This window comes from Prosthecobacter algae (assembly GCF_039542385.1).
GTDB classification, from domain to species: Bacteria; Verrucomicrobiota; Verrucomicrobiia; order Verrucomicrobiales; family Verrucomicrobiaceae; genus Prosthecobacter; species Prosthecobacter algae.
The window spans coordinates 100,532-118,995 of the sequence record NZ_BAABIA010000011.1 but is presented as its reverse complement, the minus strand read 5'-3'; the positions used below and the strand labels follow the sequence as shown (position 1 = coordinate 118,995).

Below are 18,464 nucleotides of genomic sequence, written 5' to 3'. Positions count from 1 at the left end.
CGGTCCCCTGGCTTAAGTTTATTGAACGCCGTTCAAGCGCGAACCAAAGCCGAACGGCGTTCGTTCGTTTAACTGACAACCTGCATGATTTCTTTTCCCCCAAGTTCAGCCGCCACCCGGCTGGGATTCGCCGCCCTCATCGGTCTCTCCTCCGCTCTCCCATCCTGCAAACCGCTGGATGAGATTGAGCCTATCACGGAGTCTCGGGAGCTTTCCCAGTATGCCCGCAAGCAACTGGTGGACATTTCCAGCGCCGACCGCTTTTACGATCAGGCCGAGCCTGCCGAAGATCCCAATGCGCCGCAGCAGCACCCTCTTCTCTGGGTCACCCCAGAAGGCTGGACGGAAAAGCCTTCCTCCCAGATGCGCCTGATTGACTTCAGCTTTGGCCCAAATGGGGAAGGTGAGTGCTACCTCGCCGCCCTGCCCGGCCCGGCGGGTGGGCTTGCAGCCAACATCAACCGCTGGCGCAGCCAGATCGGTGCTCCGGCCTTGACTGATGAAGAAATCGACAAGCTGCCGCGCAAAAACTTCCTCGGCGGCCCGGCCCATTTCGTCAGCGTGGATGGCAGCTTCAAAGGCATGGGGGATGAAGCCTCGGCCAAACAGGATTACCGGCTGCTAGGCCTCATTCATCAGGCCAGTGAACTCACCCTGTTCATCAAGATGACTGGGCCGAAAGCCTTGGTCGAAGAACATGCGGCCAAGTTCGATGCTTTCTGCCAGTCCGTTCAGTTCCGCAAAAAGGCGGAAAAGATTCCCTCGCACTGATCTGCGCCCCTTTTCACTGCTGAAACGTCATTTCTTTGCCCCTCCCCATTACCGTGTCTGCCTCCGCTTCTATCCCCTCGCGTGTCATTGCCTTTTTCAGCTCCTTCGGCCTAGCTGCCGTCGTGCTGGCCCTGCTGCTGCTGCTGACTTTCCTTGGCACGCTGGAGCAGGCTGAATACGGCCTTGTGGCCAGCCAGGAGCGTTACTTTGAATCCGTGTTTGTGGACCGCATTGACATCGGGGCCTGCTGGCGCGCTCTGGCATTCGACCACTACTGGGACATCGGCAATATCATCCTGCCCGTGAACATCCTGCCTGGCGGTTATCTGCTGATGGCCATCTTGTTTGTGAACATGTTCCTGGGCGGCCTCATTCGCATCCGCAAATCCCCCCGCACGATCGGGGTCGTCATCTCTCACTTCGCCATCCTCTTCATGATCGCCGCCGGGGCGGTGACTTATCACTTCGCCAAGGAAGGCATCCTCAATCTTACCGAAGGCCAGACTCACGACGAATTCCAGAGCTTCCACGAGCGTGTCATCGAGATCGAAGCCGTCAAACCCACCGGGGAACGGCGTACCGCCCTCGTGATTGATCAGCGTCTGTTCACGGATCTCGGCAACAGCAGCGATCATGGCAAGGCCCGCACCTTCACTCACGAAAACCTGCCTTTCGATCTCGTCATCACCAACTGGAAGCAGCATGCCGAACCCAAGCGCGCCACCGACGTCACCCGTGGCGATGCCGTGGACGGTTACTTCATCCAGGCCCTCTCCCGCAACGATCCTCGCACAGGCCAGTTGCTGGCAGATGAAGCCCTCTCCCAGGCTTGTATCGTCATCGCGAAAGACAAGAAGACCGGAGCCGAACAAAAAGGCATCCTCTGGGAATATGCCGCTGCCCCCTGGACCGCTACCTTTGGCGACCAGAAGTATCTCATCAACATTGGCCGTCGCAGCTACCGCCTCCCCTTCGCCATCCGTCTGGATCACACCGAGCAGGAAAAACATCCCGGCACCGAACGCGCCCGCCGCTTCACCAGCAAGGTCACCAAGCTGCATGGCCAACGTGAGGAAAAGCGCGTGATCACCATGAACGAGCCCGTGCGTGGAGAAGGGTATGCCCTCTTCCAGTCCAGCTTTGACGATGGCTCTGGAAGCAGCAGCGGCGGAGTCAAACGTTCCGGCTTTCAGGTGGTGGAAAACCCCTCCGATCACTGGCCTCTCATCTCCTGCATCATCGTTTCCGTCGGCCTCCTCATCCACTTCATGATGATGCTCTCCCGCGCCATGAAATGGAATCCCTGGATCGCCGTGACCAACACGCTTCTCATCGTCACGGCAGGCTTCGTCATTGCCTACTGGAAGCTCTAAATTTCTTCCCCCCTCGAACTGTATGTCCACTTTCCATTCTTTCCGCGTGATGATGGCGTCCTCGCTGCTCGTCATCGCCTCGGTGGCCCCGGCCAAAGAACTCCCGTCGCTGGATCTCTTCATGGATCCTGAGCTCACCAAGCTCTTTGAATCCCTCCCCGTTCAAGAAGGGGGGCGCATCAAGCCGTTGCTTAAAATGGCCAACGTCCGCCTGCAGAGCATGCGCGCGCTGCAATCTATCTGGCTGACCGACAGCGGTGAAGCCGATGGCAAGCCGCTTGTGGACCCGGCCACCCAAAAACCCCTCGTCAAGGAAGGTGGCAAGCCCATCAAGCTCACCTCAGTGCAGTGGTTTCTCATGAGCTGGTTCCGCCCAGACATCGGCCGCACCGTGCCGCTGTTCAAAGTGGACAACTCCTCCGCCATTGCCGAACTGGGACTCGATACCCGGGCCAAACGCTCGCAATACACCTTCCAGGAAATCGAGCCCGCCCGTGAACTGCTGATGCAGAAGATGACGGAGTATCGGCAGATCCCGGCCAAGGAACAGACGCCGGAACAGCGCATCATCGTCGAGCTGGCTGCCAAGTATTTGGACTATGACATGATCATGGGCCACTTCGATTTCATCCGCTCACCTGTCGGGGAAAATGCGGACAAATTGCCAGCGGACATACCCCAGCCCTTGCGCCTTTCCAAGAGCCTGCCTGCCGTAGCCAAGGCACTCACCAGTGGTGGCCCGCCGATGCAGGTCCCATGGTTCCGCGACTTTGCCCAGAGCGCCCTGGGAGCCATGATGAGCGGGAATCCTGAAGGCCAGTTGCGCATCTTCCCAGACAGCGACAAGGCCGTCGAAATCTGGCATGGCCCTGGAGAAATGATCTTCGGCACCGTCAATGGCAGTGTCAATCCTTCCGAAGAGCAGCTTCAATGGCTCGGGCTTTATGAGGACCTCTATCTGGCCCTGCCTGATGCCGCCAAGTTCAAGGCGGCCGCACAAACTCTCGTGACCAAGGTTCAAGCCGCAGCCCAGGCACGTGGCGAAGGTCAGTTTGTTAAGCTAGAGATTCATTCCATCAAGGCCGACTATTTTTTCTATGCTCAGTGGCTTTTCCTGGTGGGCCTGATCGGTGTGGGGTTCACCTGGGTTTCTCCCGGTTCCAAAATGGACAAGGTCGCCCGCGGCTTTGCTTGGCTGTTCCTCGGCGCTGCCACCCTCATGACGGTCACAGGTGTCATCCTGCGCTGCATCATCATGCAGCGGCCCCCCATCGCCACCCTCTATGAAACCATCCTCTTCATTGGTGCATCATGCGCGTTGTTCGGCCTGATCTCCGAATGGATTTCAAAACGTGGTCTCGGCCTCCTGATCTCAGGTCTCGCTGGCGGCGGCTGCATGTTTCTGGCCATCCAGTTTGATACCGCCGATGCTACCGACAACCTCCAGCAGCTCCAGGCCGTGCTGATCACCAACTTCTGGCTCTCCACCCACGTGCCCATCATCAATCTTGGTTATGCCGCCTGCATGGTCGCCACGCTGATCTCTTGCAAATACTTCATTCAGCGGATCTTCCGTCAGGTGAGCACGGGCGATGACGAGGCCCGTTTCATGACCCGCACGGCCTACGGTTTTGTTTGCTTCGGCCTGCTGCTCTCGCTTGTCGGCACCGTCCTCGGCGGCATCTGGGCCAACTATAGCTGGGGCCGCTTCTGGGGCTGGGATCCGAAGGAAAACGGTGCTCTCATGATCGTTCTCATGTGTCTTGTTATCCTGCACGCCCGCTTGGGCGGCTACATCCGCGAGATCGGCCTGCACTGCTGCAATCTCATCCTCGGCTGCATCGTCATCTTTTCTTGGTTTGGTGTGAATCAGCTCGGCGTCGGCCTTCATGCCTACGGTTTCACAGACGGCACCTGGCCCAAGATCTACGCCTTCTGGGGCAGCCAGCTTTTGCTGCTGGCCTATGGATTGGGCCTAGCCTTCATGGAAAGCAAGAAGCCTTCTGCCAGCAAAACCGTCGGAGCCTGAACTCAGCCACCTTCGTCCTGAAAGCTGCCGACAAGCGGCATTATCATGCGCAAGGCCATGCCTTCCTTTAGCCAAATTCTTCCCATGAATATTCCTCTCGAAGACCTTTTTAATGATGTGCTCAACAAGGCCCAGCGAGGGCTTGGCTACACCACCGATGCCCTGGCGTACAAAATCGGCATCACCGCCGCCGCCATTGAGGCCACCAAGGCCGGGGCCACGGATGCTGCCAATCTCCTGAAACTCGCGGCTGCCCTGGGCCTGCACGGTCCGGCTCTTGCTGAAATGTCCGACCATGCCTGGCATCCGGAACCCGTGGAGGTGGAGGGCCTCGCCCAGTTCAACACCACCTTCCATGACATGACGGTCAATGCCTACCTGGTGTGGGATCCGGCCAGCAAGGAAGCCGCCGCTTTTGACACTGGTGCCACAGCCCAGCCGATGGTGGATAAAATCCGTGAGCTTGGCCTCACGCTCCGTTATCTGTTCCTCACCCACACCCATCCGGATCATGTGGCCGATATCGCGACGCTGCACGCCCCCAGCATCCTCATCAGCGAGCTGGAACCCCATCCCGAAGCTCAATCCTTCACGCCCGGCAGCCAGTGGCAGCTCGGCAGCCTACGCATCTCCTCCCGTACCACCTGTGGGCATTCCAAAGGCGGCACCACCTATGTGATCGAAGGCCTGGCCAGCCCCGTCGCCATCGTGGGCGATGCCTTGTTTGCCAGTTCAATGGGCGGTGGCCAGGTGTCTTATGCAGACGCCCTAGCGACCAACCGCAGCCAGATCTTCACGCTCGCCGATGACACCGTCGTCTGCCCCGGACACGGCCCCATGACCAGTGTGGGTGAGGAAAAGCAGCACAATCCTTTTTACCCCGAGTTCAAGTAAACAGGCACAGCCTGGGCAGATGCTTGACAAGGAACCGGGATGCACCCTGGCCAGGTTGTTCTACGTCCATTGCACAAGCCGCCCGCAAGTTTGCGCTCGACTCCACGTTGCACTCTGGCTACACCAACCTTCCATGAAGAAACTCATCGCCCCCATCCTCACGCTTGTGCTCGCCACGGGCCTCTACTTAGCCCAGGCTGCGGAGACGGCGGCCAAGCCGTTGCGCGTCCTCATCGTCGCAGGCGGCTGCTGCCACGATTACGAAAAGCAGCAGTCCATTCTGAAGGAGGGCATCGAATCCCGCCTCAATGCCGTGGTGGATGTGGCCTTCAATCCGGACAAGACCACCAAGGCCACCTTTGAAATCTATAAAGCCAAAGACTGGGCCAAGGATTTCGACGTCATCATCCATGATGAATGCTCCGCCGATGTCACAGATCCTGCCTATGTGGCCAATATCCTCGATGCTCACAAGGCAGGCGTTCCGGCCATCAACCTTCACTGCGCCATGCACAGCTATCGCTGGGGCAATTTCAAGGAACCTGTGAAAGTAGGCGGCGACAATGCTGGCTGGTATGAGTTCATCGGCCTCCAGTCCACTGGCCACGGCCCGCAGTCGCCCATTGACATCAGCTTCACCGACGCTGGCCACCCCATCACCAAAGGTCTGGAAAACTGGACCACGATCAATGAGGAGCTGTACAACAACATCCAGATGCTGGGTGCCAAGCCCCTGGCCAGCGGTCGCCAGATGCAGATGCCCCGCGTGAAAAAAGGTGAGAAGGCTGATCCGAATGCCAAGGCCACCGAAGCCAACGCCGTTGTCGCGTGGACCAATGAGTTCGGCCCGAAGAAGACCCGCGTCTTCAGCACCACCATCGGCCATAACAACGACACCGTTGCGGATGCCCGTTACCTCAACCTGATCACCCGCGCCCTTCTCTGGACCACCGGCAAACTGTCCGAAGACGGCAGCCCTGCGGCAGGTTACACGAAGTAAAACCGATCAGCGGATTTTAAACGCGTCAGCGCCCTGTGCGTTGGCGCGTTTTTTGTTAGGGGTGTGTAACGGTGAATTTTTTAACCTCCGATGCCCAGTAATGAGGGAACAATGTCAGAGGACGGGACTGTCATGCGAACGAGGCCGAGGCGTAAGGCGAGACTTTTGACAGGATTAACAAGATCGCAGCTTCCACAGGATGTTCTCGATGGGGGAAAAGGCTTCGAATGCTCTGCTGGTGTGTAGCCTTTAGGCGATCCTTGGTTCGCCTCGATCCTTCTCAGTATCGCCTAAAGGCTACACACCAGCAGAGCCTGCGTGAATTAAAGCAAAGTTTGTTAGCCTGTGGCAGGCGCAGACGCAAAAAATCCCCCGCTTTGGAGGCGGGGAATTTTGGGGAGACTTGTCTTTGCGTGAAGACAGGAGATTAGAGCCTGCCTGGCCGGTTACGGCATGACAGGGGCGGGTTCCTTCTTCTTGAAGATGCCTTTGACCTTGCTCATGAAGCCGCCCTCGCTGGTGGTCGGCACATTGCGTGCGGCGGGATCCGCCGTGACCGCAGGCAGCGTCACCGTTTGTGCGGCATCCCAGCCACCGCCCAGGGCTTTGATCAGCGAGACACTGGCGATCAGTCGCTGGCTCGCCAGTTGCACGGTGGCGCGCTGGGTTGCCAGGGTCGTGCGGTTCGCTTCAATCACGTCCAGGTAGGGGCTCGTGCCGGATTCATAGCGGGTGCGGGCCAGACTGGCGGCACGTTCGGCACTGTTGCGGGCACGCTGCTGGGCCTCAGCGGAATTGGCTAGGTTACGGATGGAGGACAAACTGCTTTCCACATCGGCCACAGCCGTGAGGAAGGCTTGGCGATAACCAGCCAGGGCTTCATCATGGGCCGCCTTGGACTTCGTCAGGTTAAAGCGGTTCCTGCCACCGGAAAACAGCGGTAGGTTGATACTTGGCCCATAGCTCCAGATCAGCGACTCCGGCTGCATCAGAAGATCAATGTCTGTGCTCTGGAAACCGGCCCGGCCAATGAGCTTGATGCTTGGGAAGAACTGCGCCCTGGCCACTCCAATGCGGGCCGTTGCAGCGGCCAAGGCTCTCTCTGCCTGCGACACATCCGGGCGGCGCTCCAGCAGGTCGCTAGGAGCGCCCACAGGAATTGCTGGTGGCGAATACAGACCAGAGCTGCTGGCAGGAATGCTGAAGCTCGCGGCATTCGCTCCGAGGAGGATGGCAATCGCGTTTTCCAACTGGTCGCGCTGAGCCTGGAGGGAGGCGATCTCGGCCTCGGCACTCGCAACTTCCGTCTCCGACTGTGCCTGCTCCAGCTCGCTGCCCGCCCCGGCCTGCACACGGGCCTTGGCAATTTTAAAGGCCTCCCCCCGCAGCCCCACCGCCTCGCGCACCAGCCGGATTTCCTGGTCCAACGAGCGCAGCTTGAAGTAGTTGGTGGCCACATCGGCCTGAATACCTAACAAAAGGTTCTGTACGGCATCCGCCGCAGCCTCGGCATCCGCACGGCCCGCTTCGGCCCCTCGGCGGATCTTGCCAAACAGATCCAGCTCCCAGGTCAGGTCCGTAGCGGCATTGTAGGCTGGTCCCTCGTAAAAAAGACCATTCAGTGGAATGGGGCTGATGGCGTTTTCGGAGGTACGCTGGCGGTCGGCGCTGAGGGGGATGCTGGCCACTGGAAACAAGTCGGCACGGGCCATACGGGCGGTCGCACGGGCCTGGTCAAAGCGGGCGATGCCGGCCTTGAGGTTTTGGTTGTTTTCCGTGGCCTGTGTCATGAGGCCGTTCAGCTTGGGGTCGCGAAAAACCTTCCACCATTCGCCCTTGGGCTGGTGGGAGGAAGGGCGGGCTTCACGCCACGCCACACCTTTGAACCGGGCCGGGGTCTCGGTGGCTGGACGCTCATAGTTAGGCCCCACCTGGGCCACAAGGGCACCGGTGCTGAGAAGAAGGGGAACGAGGAAACGCATGGGATTCGGGAGAATGGATGGAGGTTGCAGGCTCAGTGTTCAGCGCCCGCCTGGGCAGCGGAGGCGGGCAGGGGAGTTTCGCCAGTCTTCTTTTTGCGGCCAATCTTCATCACCAGCACATAAAACACCGGAGTGAGGAAAAGGCCAAGGAACGTCACACCAATCATTCCGGCAAACACCGCCGTGCCCATGGCGCGGCGCATTTCGGCGCCGGCACCGGTGGAAACCACCAGCGGATACACCCCGGCGATGAAGGCGATGGAGGTCATCAGGATGGGGCGCAGGCGTAGGCGGCAGGCCTCCAGCGCGGCTTCCAGCGGGCTCAACCCATGGTCGTTTTTCTCCTTGGCAAATTCCACGATCAGAATAGCGTTCTTGCAGGCCAGGCCAATGAGAACGATGAAGCCGATCTGGGTGAAGATGTTGTTGTCACCATTGATCTTCAGGCCGGAGTGGAACCCTTCCGCCATGATCTGCTCCAGCATGCTGTGGTTGCCTCCCAGCAAAGCCACCCCTGCCAGGGCGAACAAAAGGCAGACCGGCACAATGAGGATAATCGCCAGCGGCAGACGGGTGCTTTCATACTGGGCGGCCAATACCATGAACACCAGCAGGATGCAGAGCGGATAGATGTAAACCGCACTGTTGCCGGCAATGATCTTTTGATAAACTAGGTCCGTCCACTGGAACTCGAAGCCCGGTGGCAGATCCTTGGCCAACTGGGTGATGACATCTTCGCCCTGACCGGAGCTGAGCGCGCTTTGGGTTTCCGGGTTGATGCCTGCCGAGCCGTTGAGATCGGCGGCCAGGTAGCCGTTGTAATGAGACACGCGGCTCGGGCCATTGCCTTCCTTCACGGTGACGAGGGAACCGATGGGCACCATTTCACCAGCGGCGTTGCGGGTCTTCAGCCGGGTGATGTCGCTGGCGTCGTCACGGAACTTGGCTTCCGCCTGGGCCATGACCTGATAGGTTCGGCCAAAGCGGTTCATGTCATTCACATAGAGGCTGCCGAGGTTCACTTGCAGTGTCTCGAAAAGATTGGCCAGCGGCACGCCCTGCACCTTGGCTTTTTCACGGTCCACTTCGGCTTCGAGCTGGGGAACGTTGACACTGTAGCCGGAGTAAACCTGCTGCAGTTTGCCGCCGGTGCCATAGGCAGCGCCGATGAGGCCCTGGGTGGCTTTGTACAAGGCATCATATCCCTGGTCACCACGGTCCTGAATCATCATTTTAAAACCACCGGTGGTGCCGATGCCGTTCACGGGCGGCGGGGACAGTACCAGAACCATGGCATCCTGAATCTGCATGAACTGGCCGTTAAGGGCATTGGAGATAGACTCGGCGGAGAGCTCTGGAGTCGTGCGATTTTCGAAATCATCCAGGGCCACAAACACGATGCCGCTGTCCGGGCTGGCACTGAAGCCGTGGATGGACAGACCTGGGAAGGTGATGGCATCTTTCACACCCGGCTGCTTCAGCACGATGTCCGTCATGCGGCGCATGACATCTTCGGTGCGGTCCAGCGAGGAGGCATCTGGAAGCTGGGCAAAGCCGATGAGATACTGTTTGTCCTGCGCGGGAACAAAGCCAGTGGGCACCTTGTCAAATACCTTCACCGTCAGCCAGACAAAGCCGCCGTAAAAAACGAGGGCGATGATGCTGAAACGGATGATGCGCTTCACAATGCCCACATAGACATTGGACGACCATTCAAAGAAGCGGTTGAAGGGACGGAAGAACCAGCCCAGCAGGGCATCCATCACTCGGGTAAGGATATCCTTTTTGGAAGAGTGGTCGCGCAGCAGCAGGGCGGAAAGCGCCGGGCTGAGAGTGAGCGAATTGATCGCTGAGATCACCGTGGAGATGGCGATGGTGACAGCGAACTGCTTGTAGAACTGGCCGCTGAGGCCGCTGATGAAGGCGGTAGGAATGAAAACCGCACAGAGCACCAGGGCGGTGGCGATGATGGGTCCCGTCACCTCCGTCATGGCCTTCTTGGTGGCCTCCAGCGGATTCAAACCTTCATGGATGTTTCGTTCCACGTTTTCCACGACCACGATGGCGTCATCCACCACGATCCCGATGGCTAGGACAAGGCCGAACAAAGAGAGGTTGTTGATGGAGAAGCCCAGCGCGTGCATGACGGCGAAGGTACCCACCAGGGAAACTGGCACCGCGACCAGCGGAATGATGGATGCGCGCCAGGTCTGAAGGAAGATCACCACCACCAGCACCACCAGCAGCACAGCCTCGATGAGGGTGTGGATGACGGCATCAATGGACTTGCGCACGAAGATGGTCGGGTCATAGGCGATGGCGTAATCCAGGTCTTCCGGGAAGCGTTTCTTGAGATTGTCCATGAGCGTGCGGACGTTCTCAGAGATGGCCAGCGCATTAGAACCTGGAAGCTGGAAGACGCCCATGCCGACGGCTTTCTGATTGTTCAGCAGGCTGCGCATGGAGTAGTCCCCAGCACCGAGTTCGGTGCGGGCTACGTCCTTCAGGCGCATCTTTTCGCCATTCGGACCCGTCTTAACGATGATGTTGTCAAACTCCTCCTCGGTGACCAGACGGCCACGGGCATTGACGGTGAGTTCAAAAGGGGCCGTGCCTTTCATCGGCTGCTGGCCGATGGTTCCTGCGGCGACCTGGATGTTCTGTTCGCGGATGGCATTGACGATGTCACCGGAGGTGAGGCCACGGGAGGCAGCCTTGTCCGGGTCAATCCAGATGCGCATGGCATAGTCACCACCGCCGAAGATGTTCACCTGGCCCACACCGGGCAGACGGGCTAGCTCGTCCTTCACATTCAGCGTCGCGTAGTTGCGCAGGTAGATTTCATCGTACCGGTTCTTTGGTGAAAGGAGGTGAACAACGAGGGTCATGTCCGGCGAAGACTTCACCGTGGACACACCAAAACGGCGCACTTCCTCAGGCAGCTTGGGCAGCACCTGGGAGACGCGGTTTTGCACCTGCACCTGGGCCATGTCAATATTCGTGCCCAGCTTGAAGGTCACCGTCAGCGTCATCACCCCGTTCGAGGTGCTCTGCGAGGCCATGTAGAGCATGTTCTCGATGCCGTTGATTGTCTGCTCCAGCGGAGAGGCCACCGTCTCAGCGATGGTCTTCGGGTTCGCTCCAGGGTAATTGGCGGTCACGATGACCGTGGGTGGTGCCACCTCGGGATATTCCGTGATGGGGAGCTGGAAGAGCGAGATGGCCCCCAGGATGAAGATAAGCAGCGAGAGCACGCCGGCAAAGATGGGCCGGGTAATGAAGAATCGGGAGAGGTTCATGGACGGGGAGCGGCTTCAATCCGCCACCAGCGAGACCGAGGTTGATACCGGGATCATCAGGCGACGTGCCCTGCGGCGGGCGGCCGGGGAGTTTGGGAGTTGGGCGGAGGCGGAAAAGGGGCGGGGCAGGGGACCTGACGACGCGCAGTTCGGACTTAGCGGGCGGCAGTATCTTTCGCCGGGGCGGGAGGGGCTTCCACAGGCTGCACGGGCATGCCGGGCTGTGGCAGGCGGGCCTGGCCATTGATGATGATGCGGTCTCCTGCAACGAGGCCGCTGCGGATGATGCGCTTGCCATTGATGGTGGGGCCGATGACAACAGGCTTGTAAACGCTGATGTTTTTGTCATCCACACCCAGCACATACTTGTGCGCTTGGTCCGTCAGAATGCTTTTCTCATCCACCAGCAGGGCCGGGTACTCGGAAGTCATCGGCAGACGCACACGGGCAAACAAACCTGGAGTTAGACTGCCGTCCGTGTTGGAAAACACAGCGCGCAGAATCATGCTGCCCGTGCTGGCATCCAGACGGTTGTCAAAGGACTCGATGTGCCCCTTGTGAGGGAAATCCTTTTCATTGGAAAGCTGCAGTTCCACCGGCACCTTTCCTTCGCTGTTGGTGAAAAGCTTTTTGTCGCGCTGTAGGGCTTGCAGACGCAGCAGGCTATTTTCATCAATGTCCGTGTAAACATACACCGGGTCCACGGTGACGATCGTGGTCAGCAGGGTCGTCCCCGCGGTCACATAGTTGCCTGTCGTGGTGATGGCCCGGCTGATGCGACCTGAAATGGGAGCCTTCACTTCCGTGTGCTCCATCTCGATCTCGGCGCTGTGCTGGGTAGCTTTGGCAGACTCCAGGGCTGCTTCACCTTGGCGAAACATGGACTCACGCATTTCCCCCTGTTCTGGAGCGATGGCTTTCGCGGCCAGCAGGGCCGAAACGCGATCGTATTCACGTTTGGCGGCCAGGGCACTGGCTTCGGCACGCTGCACTTCGGCTGTCGCCACGCGCAGCTTGGTTTGGAAGGGACGCTGATCAATCGTGAAGAGGATGTCGCCCTTTTTCACCAGTGCACCGGCCTGGAAATGCACCTCCGTGATGTAGCCTGCCACTCGCGGACGCAACTCCACCATTTCCACGGGCTCCACACGCCCCGTAAACTCCTCCCACTCGACGAGTGCTTTTTGCTCAACGGGCGCAAGCGTCACCGGAGCGGGTGGCATCTGTCCACCAGGACCAGCTTGTGGAGTCTTTCCACAGGCGGCGAGAAGCAGGACGAGCGGGAGGAGGGTTTGGGGTTTCATGTGGTTTCGGGGGGGGAGTGTTGGGAGGAACGGGAGGGAAGTTGACCAGTTGGTTAATTCGGAATCGAAAAATTACTTTTTCTTAACGCCTGTCGGATTGCGCTTCGTCACACCGAGAATGATCATGGCTCCGGATTCGAACTCATCCAGGTAGCTCAGATCATTCCACATCCGGGCGTGCAACAACAATCCTTCGCTGTAGGCAAACACGATCCGTGCCAATGCACTGGCATCAGGTGCCTCGATGATGCCCTGCGCATCGGCATCGCGGACAGCGCACTCATAGTAGAGAATGAACTGGCTGAGGATTTCCTGGAGCTTGTTGCGCAGCCGGTCATCCACCGTGCTGATCTCCGCGCCGAGCGAATGAATCGGGCAGCCCAGGACACGCCCATGCTTGGCCAGCAGCTCCTCCTGCTCTTTGCGGAAGTTGCGGAAGCAGTTCAAAATGCGCTCCAGCGGTGGCACCACAGGCGAAAAGGTCTGGTCCAGTTCCCGGCGATGCTCCAGCCAGCTATGCTCAATGCCCGTGAGAGCGAGGTCCGTCTTGGATTCAAAGAAATGATAGAAGCTCCCCTTCTTCACGCCAGCGCGCTCACAGATTTGGTCCACCGAGGTACTGCCATAACTGCCAGTCCAGATCAGCTCGATCATGGCCTCGATCAGTCGAATTTTGGCGTCACTGGTTCTTCCCATGAGCGGGATATTGTCGATACTAGACGAACAGTCAACTATTTTTCTGTACCGCTGCCATTCGCGGCTCTGGCAGCCTGTGCAGAATGGCCATCGAGATCAGAGCAAAGGTGGCCGCCACCGCTGCCACGAGCTCGAAGGAATGCGTCCATGCATAGATCTGTCCGCTGATGAAGGTGGCCAGCAGCAGGGCAAAGACATTGCAAAAGCCGAGGATGGCCTGAAGCGTGGAGCGACGCTCCAGCGGGCACAGTTCGGCCGCCAGAGTCAGGTCCCCCACGCGGTCAAGAAAGAGGCCAAAACCGAGGACAAAATAAGACAGCATGAAGCCATTAAACGACCCCGTCACCGCCACCCAGATGCACAGCCCCACGCAGACGATTCGCGAGGCCTGCAGCAGGATCTTGCCCCCGCAGCGATAGCCCACCCACCCAGCCAGCAGGCTGCCCAGCACCACACCCACCGCCTGGCAGGTGACAAACCGCCCTTCATCCGCCTCCGGTCGCCCAGTCACATTCAGGGCATGAATCGTCAAAAAGGACACCACCATTAGGTAGCCCATGCCGGTGAAACGGGCCAGTACCAGCTTGATGAGATGCGGCTGCGCCCCCAGCAGCCCGGGCAGGCTGCGCAGATACGCCAGGTAGTGGCTTCGGGGCTGCACCGGATGCCGATGCCGCACATGCTCATCCTCATGCATGAAAAGCTGCGAGGCCCAGGAGATGAACAGCAGTGAAAAGGCCGCCAGATGCAGCCACCCATAGGCCTCATGATTCGGGTAATGCGTCAGCACATGGTGGATCACCGCCCCGGCCAGCCCCCCTATCACCGCCTGGATGATGTAGCGTACCGCCCACCCAGCAGCCCGTACTTTTTCAGGCACCATGCGCGTCACCATCTCCATCCATGCCACCACCGTCATCCCGCCGATCAGGCCGGAAACCACCGGCGTCAGCACCACAATGGGCAGCAGCACGCCTTCGATCCTCTCTGCAAACAGCAAAATCAGGCCGGTGATCAGATACGGCAGCCTTTGCAGCAGGCCAAAAGTGAGCACCCAGGGCTTAAACCTCGGCAACCGCTCCACCACAGGCGCGATGAAGATGCCCATGCTCGCAAAGGCGGCAGGCAGCAGCACCGGCATCATCGCGATGATCCAGGCCCGTCCGCCCAGGGTCTCCACCATTTTCGGCAGCACGCTCTCCGGGGCCAGAAAGGCCGTCCCCCCCATGTAAAACCCGCCTTCCAGGCAGTGGCAGATAAAATTCCGCCGCACCGCATGGCTATGGGGATGCTGTGGGGCGGAGGCAGACATGTGCTGAGCCCATAAGATGCCTCAGTTTGACTCGGAAGAAAGCACTTTGCGCAATCTTAAGCACCCACCTGCCGTAGCCAATCCTCCAGATTGTAATAGTTCGTCACCCGGGCCACCCGCCCTTCGCGAATGTCAAAAAAGGCCCCCACCCGCAGCCGATAGGTCTGGCCTGTCGCCGGGGGCAGGCCTTCATCCGTCTGGAGGTAGGTGCCCAGGATGTAAAATTCCGCCGCTGCCCGACTGCCATCTGGGTGAGTCATCACAGCCAATTCGGTCACTTCCTCCCGGTAGCTGCGGTCCATCCGCTGCAAAAAGGCCCGGAAGGTTTCACGACCTACTTCGGAGGCTCCTTGGTTGATGTCATGCACCACATCCTCGGTCAGCAGGGCCAGCATGGCCTCACGATCTCCGGCATTGAAGGTGGCATAATAGGTTTCGATGAGACGGGCGGTTTCGGTAGCAGAAGACATGATCTTCCAGAATGAATGCGGGCAGGGCAGGGGTCAAGCGAACGGCCTCACTTCTCCCTCATCCGCCCTTTGACAGATGGCGCGACCCGGCGCACTGGACAAAGATTCTTCCCCCTAAGATCATGGCATCCCAGACCATTTCCTTTCTTCGTCGCATCGCACTCCTGGAGGGCGGTTCCTTTCTGCTCCTCCTCGGCATCGCCATGCCTTTGAAATACTTCGCAGGTATGCCCATGGCGGTCAAATGGGTTGGCTGGCTGCATGGTGCCCTGTTTATCCTCTTTTGTTATGCCCTGCTTCAAGTCATGCTGAAGACCCAGTGGTCCCTCGCACGCTGTGCCCTGGTCTTTGTCGCCTCGCTCGTGCCCTTCGGCCCCTTCCTTCTCGACAGCCGCATGCGGGCCTGGCAAAACGAGGCGAAATAAATCTACTTTGTCCCGCAAAGTTTAAGTTGCGCGATTCACTTTATTTCACAAAGTGACCTCATGAGCACACAGCAAGACGCCCTCGAAAATCTTCGGGTGATCCGTTCCCTCATGGAAAAGGCGCACATCTACCGCGCCATCTCAGCCCCCGCAGCCCTGCTGGGCGGACTGATGGCCGTTGTCTCCGCTGGCTTCACAGGCTGGCAGATGTGGCAGAAAGGCGGCCTCCCAGATGCCATGGGGCACCTCTTTCTCTGGCAGTGGCTCGGCATCCTCGCCATCACCAGCACCGTCAATGTGGCCCTGCTGGCACGCGAGGCCTCCCGCCGTGGGCAGCCGCTGGTCTCCGATGGCATGCGCATGGCCCTCCGCGCCATCCTGCCCCCACTGCTGGTCGGTGGGGTGTTCGGCACGTGCCTCATCATCTATCTGCAAAACCACGTCGTGGCCACTCTCCTCTGGGTCGTTTGCTACGGGCTGGCCCTGCTGGCCACAGCCAGCTTTTCCCCACGCTCCCTGGTGCGCCTAGGCTGGATTTTCATCATCCTGGGACTGGGCCTTTTTTGGGCCTATGCGGCCAATGGCGACATCCGCCAGCTTTCTCAGGATGATGCCATTGCCACCCTCATCATGGGTCTCACCTTTGGCGTTTGTCATATTGGTTATGCGGCCGCCGTTTTCTTCAGCCGCAAACCGGAGGCGGTGACTGCGCGCGGATGATTGACTTCGATCAGCTCGACAAGACGATTCATGAAAAGAGCCGTCTTTCCATCATGACGCTGCTGTCCAGCCGCGGTGAATGGGCTTTTCAGGATCTGAAGGCCGAGCTGGGCATGAGCGATGGCAATCTCATCACCCACCTGCGCACCCTCGGTGCCGCCGGTTACGTACAGGAAAGCCGCGATGAATCCGGCACCCGCCCCCGCACCACCTACGCCGTCACCCCCGCAGGCACCAAGGCCTTCAAAAGCTACGTAGACATCCTCGAGGCCATCGTGAAGACCATCAATCCCGGATAAGCCCCCTTTTTGAATAATCACTTTGCGCCACAAAGTTAAACCAACACACCCCACCACCATCTCCTCATGACCATCCACCTCGCTCAACATTACGGCATGTGCTTCGGCGTCCGCGATGCCCTCCGTAGCACCCATGCAGCCGCCATCCAAGAGCCCGTGACCACCCTCGGCCAGCTCGTTCACAATCCCGTCGTGGATGCCCACCTTGCCACACTTGGTGTTAGGCGGGGCGAGCTGGACCAGCCCGGCTCCGCCACCACCCGCCGTGTCATTATCACCGCCCATGGTGCCTCGGATGCCCACCGCCAGCGCTGGCTGCAGGCCGGCCACCAGATCACCGATACCTCCTGCCCGCTGGTCAACAAAGCCCACCAGGCCCTGACCTCCCTTGTTGAAGAAGGCTATCACCCCGTCATCATCGGCCAGCGCCAGCATGTGGAGGTGCGTGGCATGCTGGGGGATTGCCCCCAGGCCAGCGTCTTGCTCTTCCCGGAGGATGCCTGCTGCATTCCAGCCCACCACCGGCTCGGCCTCATTTCCCAGACTACCCAGCCCCTGGACCATGTGCTGCGGGTGGTGGAGGCAGTGAAACAACAGCACCCGCAGTCCGAAGTACGTTTTGTGGATACCGTCTGCCGTCCGACCAAACAGCGCCAAACCGCCCTCGAAGATCTTGCTCGCATCTGCGACTTCATCGTCGTCATCGGTGGCCGCAACAGCAACAACACCCGCCAGCTCACGGACAAAGCCCGCGCCCTCGGCGTGCAGGCCCAGCAGGTGGAGACTCCCGCCGATCTCCAGCCCGAATGGTTCCGTCACATCGCCCATGTCGGCGTCACCGCCGGCACCTCCACTCTCGATGAAACCGTGCGCGCCGTCATGGACCGTCTGCAGACCTTCTCCTCCGCCCAATAAGACTCGCATCCCTACACATCCTAAAACCCTATTAAACATCCCTCATTATGAACACCGCCTTCTGGATCCATCATTTCCAAACCAACGCCTCCGTGCATGACCAGATCACCTTTGACGATCAGCCCGCCCCGCTGCCAGATTCCGTGCGCATCCCGCTGGCCCACTCCCTGGCCATCTTCCAGCTTGGGGAATCCGGCACCGGCTCCCGCCTTCGCCGTTATGCCCGGGAGGTCGCCCCGCTGGAAAACTTCCGCGGCTACCAGCGCGCCATTGATCTCTTCGTCTGCGAGGAGCAGGCCCACTCCCGCCTCCTCAGCCGCATGGTCCTCCACCTCGGCGGTAGCCTCCTGGAAAAGCAGTGGACCAATTCCGTCTTCCGTCGCCTCCGCTTCCTGGTGAATCTGGAATTCGCCATCCAGGTACTCCTCACCGCCGAGCTCATTGCCGAGGTTTACTACGGCAGCCTCTACCTCCGCGTGAAGGATGCCTCCATCCACACCGCCTGCCGCCAGATTCTTCGCGATGAAATGAAGCACCTCGAGTTCCAGCGCCAGTTCCTGGCGGAGCGCCTCGCCACCTTTACGCCCGTCGGCCGCTGGCTCTGGACCTGCCAGTTTCGCCTCATCCATGCCCTCACCAGCCGTGTCGTCGCCTGGGATCACCGCCATTGCTTGCGGGCCATCGGTCTCACTACCACCAGTTTTGTTCAGCGCTGTCAGGAATCCCTGGCCCGTTTTCAGGATCGGCTGGAAACCCAGGTCAGAGAATGCGGGGCAACTGCCGTCCCAGGGCACTCTGCCGCCACCGCCCAGCCCCAGTCACACACCTGATGATTCAGGCGAGGCGCTCTAAGCAAGCCGCTGCACGGCAGTGAGTCTCATCGGGGAAAAAATCTTGAAAACCGACATTGCAAAAGGCATCCTGATCTTTTGTTCAAATAAAATGTTGGCAAACTTTATAAATATATAATATTTA

Annotated in this window: 16 protein-coding genes; 10 read left to right on the top strand and 6 right to left on the bottom strand. The window is 59.3% G+C overall.

Going from position 1 to position 18,464, the window contains the following annotated elements; all coding sequences use genetic code 11:
• Nucleotides 1-84 precede the first annotated feature (84 nt).
• The 5 genes from ABEB25_RS22155 (at nucleotide 85) to ABEB25_RS22135 (ending at nucleotide 6,067) form a co-directional block, all read left to right on the top strand.
• The gene (locus ABEB25_RS22155) at nucleotides 85-771 is read left to right on the top strand and encodes a hypothetical protein (RefSeq protein ID WP_345738634.1); all 687 of its coding nucleotides are present in this window, start codon (nucleotides 85-87) and stop codon (nucleotides 769-771) included.
• A 53-nt stretch (nucleotides 772-824) separates the two neighbouring features.
• Complete coding sequence (locus ABEB25_RS22150; RefSeq protein WP_345738633.1) at nucleotides 825-2,144, top strand: cytochrome c biogenesis ResB family protein; 1,320 nt, start codon at nucleotides 825-827, stop codon at nucleotides 2,142-2,144.
• A 22-nt stretch (nucleotides 2,145-2,166) separates the two neighbouring features.
• A complete protein-coding gene (locus tag ABEB25_RS22145) occupies nucleotides 2,167-4,173 on the top strand; it encodes a cytochrome c biogenesis protein (RefSeq protein WP_345738632.1) in 2,007 nt (668 codons plus the stop codon).
• Nucleotides 4,174-4,257: 84 nt separating this feature from the next.
• The gene (locus ABEB25_RS22140) at nucleotides 4,258-5,067 is read left to right on the top strand and encodes an MBL fold metallo-hydrolase (RefSeq protein ID WP_345738631.1); all 810 of its coding nucleotides are present in this window, start codon (nucleotides 4,258-4,260) and stop codon (nucleotides 5,065-5,067) included.
• 133 nt (nucleotides 5,068-5,200) lie between these two features.
• A complete protein-coding gene (locus ABEB25_RS22135) occupies nucleotides 5,201-6,067 on the top strand; it encodes a ThuA domain-containing protein (protein WP_345738630.1) in 867 nt (288 codons plus the stop codon).
• Between the two features lie 446 nt (nucleotides 6,068-6,513).
• Here the strand turns inward: ABEB25_RS22135 and ABEB25_RS22130 are convergent, their stop codons facing one another.
• From ABEB25_RS22130 to ABEB25_RS22105, 6 genes are all read right to left on the bottom strand, one after another.
• Nucleotides 6,514-8,049 carry an efflux transporter outer membrane subunit gene (locus ABEB25_RS22130; protein WP_345738629.1) on the bottom strand — a complete coding sequence of 512 codons (1,536 nt, stop codon included), beginning with the start codon at nucleotides 8,047-8,049 and terminating at the stop codon, nucleotides 6,514-6,516.
• A gap of 32 nt (nucleotides 8,050-8,081) precedes the next feature.
• Entirely contained in the window at nucleotides 8,082-11,348 is a 3,267-nt protein-coding gene (locus ABEB25_RS22125; protein ID WP_345738628.1) for an efflux RND transporter permease subunit, read from the bottom strand.
• A 155-nt stretch (nucleotides 11,349-11,503) separates the two neighbouring features.
• Complete coding sequence (locus ABEB25_RS22120; protein ID WP_345738627.1) at nucleotides 11,504-12,652, bottom strand: efflux RND transporter periplasmic adaptor subunit; 1,149 nt, start codon at nucleotides 12,650-12,652, stop codon at nucleotides 11,504-11,506.
• 72 nt (nucleotides 12,653-12,724) lie between these two features.
• Nucleotides 12,725-13,306 (bottom strand): TetR/AcrR family transcriptional regulator, encoded by a 582-nt coding sequence (locus tag ABEB25_RS22115; protein ID WP_345738626.1) that lies wholly within the window; start codon nucleotides 13,304-13,306, stop codon nucleotides 12,725-12,727.
• Nucleotides 13,307-13,379: 73 nt separating this feature from the next.
• Entirely contained in the window at nucleotides 13,380-14,660 is a 1,281-nt protein-coding gene (locus ABEB25_RS22110) for an MFS transporter (protein WP_345738625.1), read from the bottom strand.
• A gap of 56 nt (nucleotides 14,661-14,716) precedes the next feature.
• Nucleotides 14,717-15,130 carry a ketosteroid isomerase-related protein gene (locus ABEB25_RS22105; RefSeq protein ID WP_345738624.1) on the bottom strand — a complete coding sequence of 138 codons (414 nt, stop codon included), beginning with the start codon at nucleotides 15,128-15,130 and terminating at the stop codon, nucleotides 14,717-14,719.
• A gap of 122 nt (nucleotides 15,131-15,252) precedes the next feature.
• Between ABEB25_RS22105 and ABEB25_RS22100 the strand changes: the two genes are divergently transcribed.
• The 5 genes from ABEB25_RS22100 (at nucleotide 15,253) to ABEB25_RS22080 (ending at nucleotide 18,319) form a co-directional block, all read left to right on the top strand.
• Nucleotides 15,253-15,555 carry a DUF3817 domain-containing protein gene (locus ABEB25_RS22100; protein WP_345738623.1) on the top strand — a complete coding sequence of 101 codons (303 nt, stop codon included), beginning with the start codon at nucleotides 15,253-15,255 and terminating at the stop codon, nucleotides 15,553-15,555.
• A 60-nt stretch (nucleotides 15,556-15,615) separates the two neighbouring features.
• Nucleotides 15,616-16,275 carry a hypothetical protein gene (locus tag ABEB25_RS22095; RefSeq protein ID WP_345738622.1) on the top strand — a complete coding sequence of 220 codons (660 nt, stop codon included), beginning with the start codon at nucleotides 15,616-15,618 and terminating at the stop codon, nucleotides 16,273-16,275.
• Nucleotides 16,272-16,574, top strand: a complete 303-nt coding sequence (locus ABEB25_RS22090) for a transcriptional regulator (protein WP_345738621.1) — start codon at nucleotides 16,272-16,274, stop codon at nucleotides 16,572-16,574. The genes ABEB25_RS22095 and ABEB25_RS22090 overlap by 4 nt, the downstream gene beginning before the upstream one ends.
• Before the next feature lie 66 nt (nucleotides 16,575-16,640).
• Complete coding sequence (ispH, locus tag ABEB25_RS22085) at nucleotides 16,641-17,489, top strand: 4-hydroxy-3-methylbut-2-enyl diphosphate reductase (protein WP_345738620.1); 849 nt, start codon at nucleotides 16,641-16,643, stop codon at nucleotides 17,487-17,489.
• Nucleotides 17,490-17,536: 47 nt separating this feature from the next.
• Nucleotides 17,537-18,319 (top strand): hypothetical protein, encoded by a 783-nt coding sequence (locus tag ABEB25_RS22080; RefSeq protein WP_345738619.1) that lies wholly within the window; start codon nucleotides 17,537-17,539, stop codon nucleotides 18,317-18,319.
• Nucleotides 18,320-18,464 lie beyond the last annotated feature (145 nt).